Annotated in this window: 11 protein-coding genes and 1 pseudogene; 8 read left to right on the top strand and 4 right to left on the bottom strand. The window is 64.3% G+C overall.

Annotated elements, in window-relative coordinates; all coding sequences use genetic code 11:
• The first annotated feature begins 229 nt into the window (after window positions 1–229).
• The 3 genes from FV242_RS31890 (at window position 230) to FV242_RS31885 (ending at window position 2,402) form a co-directional block, all read left to right on the top strand.
• Window positions 230–481, top strand: a complete 252-nt coding sequence (locus FV242_RS31890) for a hypothetical protein (protein ID WP_147941727.1) — start codon at window positions 230–232, stop codon at window positions 479–481.
• Window positions 482–602: 121 nt separating this feature from the next.
• A complete protein-coding gene (locus tag FV242_RS35035) occupies window positions 603–758 on the top strand; it encodes a hypothetical protein (RefSeq protein ID WP_187278651.1) in 156 nt (51 codons plus the stop codon).
• A gap of 519 nt (window positions 759–1,277) precedes the next feature.
• Window positions 1,278–2,402, top strand: a complete 1,125-nt coding sequence (locus tag FV242_RS31885) for an IS630 family transposase (protein WP_147941726.1) — start codon at window positions 1,278–1,280, stop codon at window positions 2,400–2,402.
• Here FV242_RS31885 and FV242_RS31880 read toward each other — a convergent pair.
• Window positions 2,399–2,716, bottom strand: coding sequence for a recombinase family protein (locus FV242_RS31880; RefSeq protein WP_147941725.1), 318 nt, complete (start codon window positions 2,714–2,716; stop codon window positions 2,399–2,401). The two genes, FV242_RS31885 and FV242_RS31880, sit on opposite strands and share 4 nt — an antisense overlap.
• Window positions 2,717–2,740: 24 nt before the next feature.
• Window positions 2,741–2,869 (bottom strand): hypothetical protein, encoded by a 129-nt coding sequence (locus tag FV242_RS36220; RefSeq protein ID WP_281407130.1) that lies wholly within the window; start codon window positions 2,867–2,869, stop codon window positions 2,741–2,743.
• 461 nt (window positions 2,870–3,330) lie between these two features.
• On the opposite strand from FV242_RS36220, the gene FV242_RS31870 reads away from it, so the two are divergent.
• From FV242_RS31870 to FV242_RS31860, 3 genes are all read left to right on the top strand, one after another.
• A complete protein-coding gene (locus FV242_RS31870) occupies window positions 3,331–4,074 on the top strand; it encodes a Crp/Fnr family transcriptional regulator (RefSeq protein WP_147941723.1) in 744 nt (247 codons plus the stop codon).
• A 59-nt stretch (window positions 4,075–4,133) separates the two neighbouring features.
• On the top strand, window positions 4,134–4,322 hold the full coding sequence (locus FV242_RS31865) for a hypothetical protein (protein ID WP_246692984.1): 189 nt from the start codon (window positions 4,134–4,136) through the stop codon (window positions 4,320–4,322).
• Window positions 4,323–4,465: 143 nt separating this feature from the next.
• Window positions 4,466–4,735 (top strand): hypothetical protein, encoded by a 270-nt coding sequence (locus FV242_RS31860; RefSeq protein WP_147941721.1) that lies wholly within the window; start codon window positions 4,466–4,468, stop codon window positions 4,733–4,735.
• A gap of 84 nt (window positions 4,736–4,819) precedes the next feature.
• On the opposite strand, the gene FV242_RS31855 is transcribed toward FV242_RS31860, so the two are convergent.
• Together FV242_RS31855 and FV242_RS31850 are read right to left on the bottom strand one after the other, a co-directional pair.
• Window positions 4,820–4,975 carry a hypothetical protein gene (locus tag FV242_RS31855; protein ID WP_246692983.1) on the bottom strand — a complete coding sequence of 52 codons (156 nt, stop codon included), beginning with the start codon at window positions 4,973–4,975 and terminating at the stop codon, window positions 4,820–4,822.
• 32 nt (window positions 4,976–5,007) lie between these two features.
• Window positions 5,008–5,271 (bottom strand): hypothetical protein, encoded by a 264-nt coding sequence (locus FV242_RS31850; protein WP_147941719.1) that lies wholly within the window; start codon window positions 5,269–5,271, stop codon window positions 5,008–5,010.
• A 217-nt stretch (window positions 5,272–5,488) separates the two neighbouring features.
• On the opposite strand from FV242_RS31850, the gene FV242_RS31845 reads away from it, so the two are divergent.
• Both FV242_RS31845 and FV242_RS31840 read left to right on the top strand, forming a co-directional pair.
• A complete protein-coding gene (locus tag FV242_RS31845) occupies window positions 5,489–6,316 on the top strand; it encodes an EamA family transporter (protein WP_147941718.1) in 828 nt (275 codons plus the stop codon).
• A gap of 196 nt (window positions 6,317–6,512) precedes the next feature.
• Window positions 6,513–6,725 (top strand): annotated as a pseudogene (locus tag FV242_RS31840) (helix-turn-helix domain-containing protein); the annotation flags it as partial.
• Between the last annotated feature and the right edge of the window lie 126 nt (window positions 6,726–6,851).

The following is a 6,851-nucleotide window of genomic DNA, read 5'->3' as shown; positions in this document are numbered from 1 at the left end:
CCGCCGAGGGCGAGGCCGACATCCGCACCGTCGTCGATACCGCGCGCCTCGCAGGCCGCAGTCCCTTCGGCACCATTCTCAAGACCATCGGCGCCTGAAACCAGCCATCAATGGCGTGGGTAATTACCAGGACTGGATCGAGCAGCAATTGAAGTACGCTGCCTGACGCAGGTTAGAGAAGTCAGGGCTGCGACTGTGCAACTTCACACCGTTGTGAAGGAGAGCCAGCGTGGCGCACTACACGATTGATACCGATGACGATGACCTGCTTGTCGAGGGCGACTATGGCGAGGGTCTGACATGCGCCTCGACTGCCAGACGCATGGCGCTATCCGCGCTCCCCGACATGGCCAGGGACAAGCTACCTGACGGCGATCGCCGCACGTTCAGAGCGATAGTCCGAGACGACAATGGCCAAGAGATCTACACCGCGACGCTCACGCTCGTCGGTGAGTGGAAGATCGCCTCTCCTGCTTCCTAAGCCGCCGCATCGTGCCGGCAATATTAGCTCAGCACCCTGAATTCGCGCAGCTTCTAGAAAGCGCATGGGGTCTGACCCCTCCGCGCAATTCCGTGCCCTGGGCCACGATACGGAGGCGGAGATGGCGCGCGAACTCAAGACCGGCAAGGCGCAGGGCGTCACGGCAGAGGACTTCAACGAGCGCGTGAAACGCCTGCTCGCGGACAAGCCAGAGCCGCGCAAGGCAGAGCCGAAAAGCAGAAGCTTCAAGCCGGGCAGGCCATCCACGAATAACTGACGGCTGACTTCAAAGGAGATCGCACCGGTTGGGCAGCCATAAAATCGCGGCATGTCCCTTTTCTGAGCCGAGCAGCCCCAGGGGCTTTTTCCCGTTGACTGTCCATCCGCAGCACAGCACCAAGGCACGTCCCCACAAGGGATACCATCGGCCCGATCCGCATATTCCCCCCCGAGTGTGGGTTGGACCGGTGGGCCTTATGCACCTGCGCCGGACAGTGGGCTGCCTCGTGATCGGGGCGGGCAGCCCGCTCTCGGTCAGGCGCCTTTGCCCCACCGCGCGAGCGCTGCCTAGGCATCAGCCCGGCTTTCCCAGATCTGGTAGGCTGTCTGGGGGCTCAGAAAGGTGGCCGTGGCGACGGATGCAATGTTCTCGCCCCGCTCTAGGCACACAATCACCACCCATTTCGGCCGTTCGTCGTCTGCCAGTCGGGACCAACAAAAACGGCGGCATTGTTGGCAGGCCCTAGTGTCCTGCGCCTGAAGTTTGTGACAATGTGGGGGCTGTTGGGAGGTGCCGATGGCCTACCGCGTGCTCACCCCGCTCGACCTCAGCGCCGAGGAACGAGCCGAGCTTGAGAGCTGGGCTCGCCGCCGCAAGACAGCCCAGGGGCTCGCCCTGCGCGCGAGGATCGTGCTGCGGGCTGCCGACGGGCTGAACAACACGAGCATCGCGGCCGAGTTGGCCACCGGCAAGCACACGGTCGGCAAGTGGCGCGAACGGTTCGCCAGCGCGGGCACGGACGGGCTCCTCGACGAGCCTCGCTCGGGGGCACCGCGCCGGATCGGCGACGAACAGGTCGCCGAACTCATCGACCGCACGCTCTCTGAGCGGCCGCCGGGCGCCAGCCACTGGAGCCGGCGCAGCATGGCCAAGGCCGGTGGCGTGTCGGGCACGACGGTCGGGCGTGTGTGGCGGGCGTTTGGCCTGCAGCCGCATCGGTCCGAGACCTTCAAGCTCTCGACCGACCCATTCTTTGCCGAGAAGGTGCGCGACATCGTCGGGCTCTATCTGGCTCCACCCGCCCGCGCCCTGGTTCTCTGCGTGGACGAGAAGTCCCAGGTGCAGGCGCTCGATCGCACGCAGCCGCTGTTGCCACTGCGGCCCGGGCAGGCCGAGCGGCACACCCACGACTATGCCCGGCACGGCACCACCAGCCTGTTTGCCGCGTTCGACGTGAAGGCCGGGACGGTGATCGGGCAGTGCTATCCGCGTCACCGCGCCAGCGAGTTCCGCCGCTTCCTGGACGAGATCGAGGCGGTGGTGCCGGCCGAGCTCGACGTGCACTTGGTGCTCGACAACTCGGCGACGCACAAGACCAAGCTGATCCGCGACTGGCTGACGCAGCGCCCACGCTACCACGTGCACTTCACGCCGACTTCCGCCTCGTGGACCAACCAAGTTGAGCGGTGGTTCGGCCTGCTGACGGACCGGGCAATCCGACGTGGCGTGCACTGTTCGGTGGAGGAGCTTGAACGCGACATCCGCGCGTTCATCGAGGCCACGAACGCTGACCCGAAGCCATTCCGATGGGTGAAATCGGCCGATGCCATCCTGGCTAGCGTCAAGCGCTTCTGCCTGCGAACGCTCGACACAGATCCTCACAATGCACCTTTGCCACAAACTTCAGGCGCAGGACACTAGGCGGGTAGACGTGCCACGAGGTTCCGGACAGTGGTCGCGTACCAAGCGCCGCCCCGGGCCGTGCGAATGCCCCTGGCGTTCAGCGCCTTCGCGATCCCAGCCAGGGAAGTCACCCCGCTGTGCCGGATCGCTTCCACGATCGGAGAAACGTTCGCCGCGAAGGTGTCCGCCACCCGGACGGTCGCCTGGGTCCCAAGCTTCTGGGCATCCCCAAGGTTTGTGGGGTTGCCGCGCTTGGTGACCGGCTTGCCGAGCTTGATGCCGCGGCGGACTTTCCGGCCTGCGCGGGCGTCCCGGGTCCGTTTTCTGATCATCCGGCGCTCCTGATCGGCTAGGGCCTACCAGGGCTGCGAACAGCGGTCGACGCCAACCAGCACGAGGAAGATCAGCGCAGCACCGATCGCGACCGTGCCGGTGACATCCGCTCTGAACAGGCCGTGGTTGTGCTGACCGGCGAGGCTGCTCACGCTGGCGTGAACAGGACGAGTTTGCTACCGGAACGCCGACTAATATCGCGCGTAGGTTGTGCATGACGCCGAGCGACCTTCCTGAAGGCAAAGTCACGTTTCGCGGCCGCGGTTTGGCTTTCGTCCGCGACGCGCGCCTTGTCATGGAGGTGTGCCCGACCTGCTCACAATGGAATGCTCCGGAGGCAGCAGACCAAGGCGTCTGCGGCTGGTGCGCCTACATTCCCTCGCACGAGGACGTGGAGCCAGCCGAGGAGTGCGAGGCCGCAGCGTAGGATACAGGCTGTGGCTCTGAGCAGCGCCTAAACTCAGTTGTATCGTCAGAATTTGGCCTTCGCACCCAGGAACCCGAGTGGGTTGCGCGCGATCTAATTATCGGTATTTCCGATCCTGGGCCGGGAAGTGATCGACACGATGCACCGACCGGTTCGCGAGAAGGGCGCGCGCGAGAGAGAGAGAGCATGACGGACAGCAGGCCGGATGCGGCGAACAATCCATTCCTGCGCAAGCTGGAGGGTTTCGAGCCCCTGCCGGAGGCGGATAGAGCCGCACTGTTGAAGATCAGCGAGAACGCCCAGACCATCCCGGCCAGAACAGATTTGGTCCGAGAGGGCGATCCACCTGCGGGTGTGTTCTTGGTGATGGAAGGGTTCGCCTGCCGCTACAAGCAACGGGGTAACGGCACGCGCCAGATCATGGCCTACCTCGTGCCGGGTGACGCAGGAGACGTAGACGCGCCGCTGTTCAAGGCCATGGATCACTCGATCTGTACGTTGTCGGCCTGCAAGGTCGTAAGGATCGCAACCGAGACGGCGCGAGACCTACTACAGCGCCCGGCGGTCGCGTCAGCCCTGCGGAAGTCCACACTGGTGGACGAGGCAACCCTGCGCGAGTGGCTCCTGAACGTGGGCCGCCGCACGCCAGTCGAGCGGCTTGCACACTTGATCTGTGAGCTTCACTTGCGGCTGCGGGCGGTCGGGCGGGCAGACGAGAACCGCTTCGAGCTTCCGATCACCCAGCATGATCTCGCTGACACGACCGGCCAGACCGCCGTGCTCGTGAACCGCTCCCTCCGGGAACTCCGGACGCAGGGCCTGATTGAACTTCAGCAGAAGCATTTCGTGATCTTGGACCTTCCACGCCTCAAGCAACTGGCGGAGTTCAGGCCGGGGTATCTGCACCTGGGAGAGCAAGCCGCCGCATGAGCCTACGCCTACAGCCTATCCGTGTTGCCACTGGCAGCCCCGATACCGCGGGACAGTTGGTGCTGAGGGGCGACTTCATCGTGGCGGTCTTGGTGATGCTCTCAGATGAGCACGATGACGACGTGGGCAAGTGGTTTCTGGAGGCGGGCTTCGGGCGGTTGAGTACCACGACTCCGCCCACGTTCGCGGATCTCGACGCAGCACAGAGTTGGATCTTGGAGCGGCTTACGCTGGCGGAACTGGCCTGAGAACCTGATGCGCTGTGTGCCGTCAGAAGGTCACGAGGCGAATCCTCTCGCTGCTCGGCAGCATCGTTAAGGGTGAATTAACCATACCGTACGCCAAGTTGTCGCAGGGGGGAAGAACACTGCGACAGCTTCCGGAAATGCACATGCCTCGCTTCTTCATCGACACCGACGACAGCGCCCACGTCATTATCGACGAGGATGGTGCTGAGTATCGGGATCTAGCAAGCGCCGAAGATATGGCGATGCGCACCCTGCCCGAGATGGCCCAGTCGAGGCATCCTGCGCGCAACTGGCGTGAGATCTCTGCCACGGTGCGGGACGAGGCGGGCGTTATCCGCTTCCGGGCGTCATTGGCGCTGACCGTCGAGCGGGTGCGTCTTGATCGGAACGCACCGGAGAAAGCCGCGGCCTAATCGGCCCGAGGGCTCGGCTGCCGAGTCCCACTCTTCGCCAGGATGACGGCTTCAACCAGCACATCATCGACGACAGCCATACTGCTACGTGGACGCCTCGATCATCCGGCGGCGCGCCTCGGCAAGCCGCTCGTCGTGCAGATGCTCGGGCATGTCCGCGATCACCTTCTCGACGATCTTGCGCGTCGTTGACTCGTCCAGGCCGAGGCCGCGGGCGAACCCATCGAGCCCCCGCATCATTTGCCTGACCGCAAGCCGATCAACTGGTTCGCTCATCCCTTCACCGGATGGGCCAGCAGGATCGCGGATTTAATCGCAGCTCGCTTGCTGCCTGGTCGGGCTGTCGGCTCCTTCAGGGTGGCCGTTGCGTGCCGGTCTGCCTTAACGGCCGCGGTGACGTCCAGGACCCAGCCGGAAGCCAGCTGGAACGGTCCGGTCCTGGGATTGACGAGCACCGCGTCGACCGCAGCGCTCACTTGCGCGTCGGTGACCTCTTTCGATTTCAAGAGGTCGGACACGGTCGGGTTGCTGGCCATGCCGGAGTGCTACTGCAGCGGACCCGGGGCATCCATCGCACCGGCCGAACGGTCGCGAAATCGCCCGACGCCTCGGCCTCGAGCCCGACGAGATACGTCTGCACTAAGATGCCCTGGACGTGCACAGGTCAGATTTTCTCACACAAACGTCAGCATAAGTCGTTTGTCAGCCACATAGGACACGGTCATCCTGCAGGCGAAATCTCACGGGAGAACCATGAGTCCGATCGTCCTTGCTTGCGTGATGTGCGCCGCGATCCTGCATGCCGGATGGAATGCCGTCCTGCGCGGCGGTCGCGATCGGCTCTGGTCGATGACGCTGATGATGATCGCGGTCGCCAGCGTGACCGCAGTTGCGGCAGTGTTCGTACCGTGGCCCAAAGCGGCGAGTTGGCCCTACGTGATTGCCTCTGCCGTCATCCACACCGGCTACAACCTGTCCCTCGTCCGAACCTACCGCGTCGGTGACCTCGGACAGACGTACCCGATCTCACGCGGATCCTCACCCGTGCTGGTCGCTCTCGGAGCGATGATTTTCGCCCACGAGGCCATCAACCTCATCTCCGCAATCGGCATCATGCTGGTGTCCGTTGGGATCATCTCGCTGGCCTTCCAGGGCAAGGGGCTCCGGGCCGAGTTCCTCCCCGCCGCCCTCACCACAGGCGTTCTGATCGGAGCCTACACTGTCGTGGATGGCATCGGGGTTCGGCTGGCCGGGAGCAGCGTGGCCTACACGAACAGCATGTTTCTGCTCTGGAGCCTAACTATGCCGCCGATCTTCTACCTGATGCGCGGCAGGCCCCCGACCTACACCAAGGCGCAGACCGGGATGGCGCTGACCGGAGGCTTGGTCTCCCTCCTCGCCTACGGCATCGTCATCTGGGCCATGCAGTACGACGCGATGGGCGTGGTGTCCGCGCTGCGTGAGACCAGCGTGGTCTACGCTGCCATCATCGGGCGCGTGTTCCTGAAGGAGACGCTGACCGCGCGACGGTTCGCATCCTGCGCCGCAATTGCTGCAGGCGCAGCGTGCTTGGCTGCCTAATCGATTTGCCCATCGATCGCCGGCCGGGCGGCCACATCATCACGGCTCGCCCGGCCTTGCGCACCTTTCGACCGCGCCGCAGCGGATAATCCTGAGATGGGTGCGAGCTTGGCTGCGAGGTAAATGCTGTATGTCTCCTAGTGCACTGACGCGGTCAGAGGATTCACACAGGGGGCGATGCATGCGAGTCTGGGCGATGGCTCAGACCGTCTGCGTGCTCCTCGACGACGCCACCAAGTTGGCGTTGTCCACGATCGCCGGAGACCGATCTCGCCCGCTCAAGCACATCCTGCGGGCGCGCATCGTCCTGCTCTCGTTCGAACGCTTGAGCGTGCAGGACGTGGCTCGGCAGGCCGGCGTCAGCCGGCCCGCAGTCTGGCGCTGGCAGCAGCGCTTTGCCGAGGAGGGGGGACTATCGGAAATTCCGTGTGTGAGCGGCGGGTTGAACATCAGGCCGCCATGGCCCGGGTGAAGCGCTCGCCGAAGATGACGGCGAACTGCGCCTTGGCCATGACCCACTCACGCGGGCCCATCT

Source organism: Methylobacterium sp. WL64 (assembly GCF_008039945.1).
GTDB lineage: Bacteria > Pseudomonadota > Alphaproteobacteria > Rhizobiales > Beijerinckiaceae > Methylobacterium.
The sequence above is the reverse complement of the archived record's forward strand: the minus strand, read 5'-3'. Positions and strand labels throughout refer to the sequence as shown.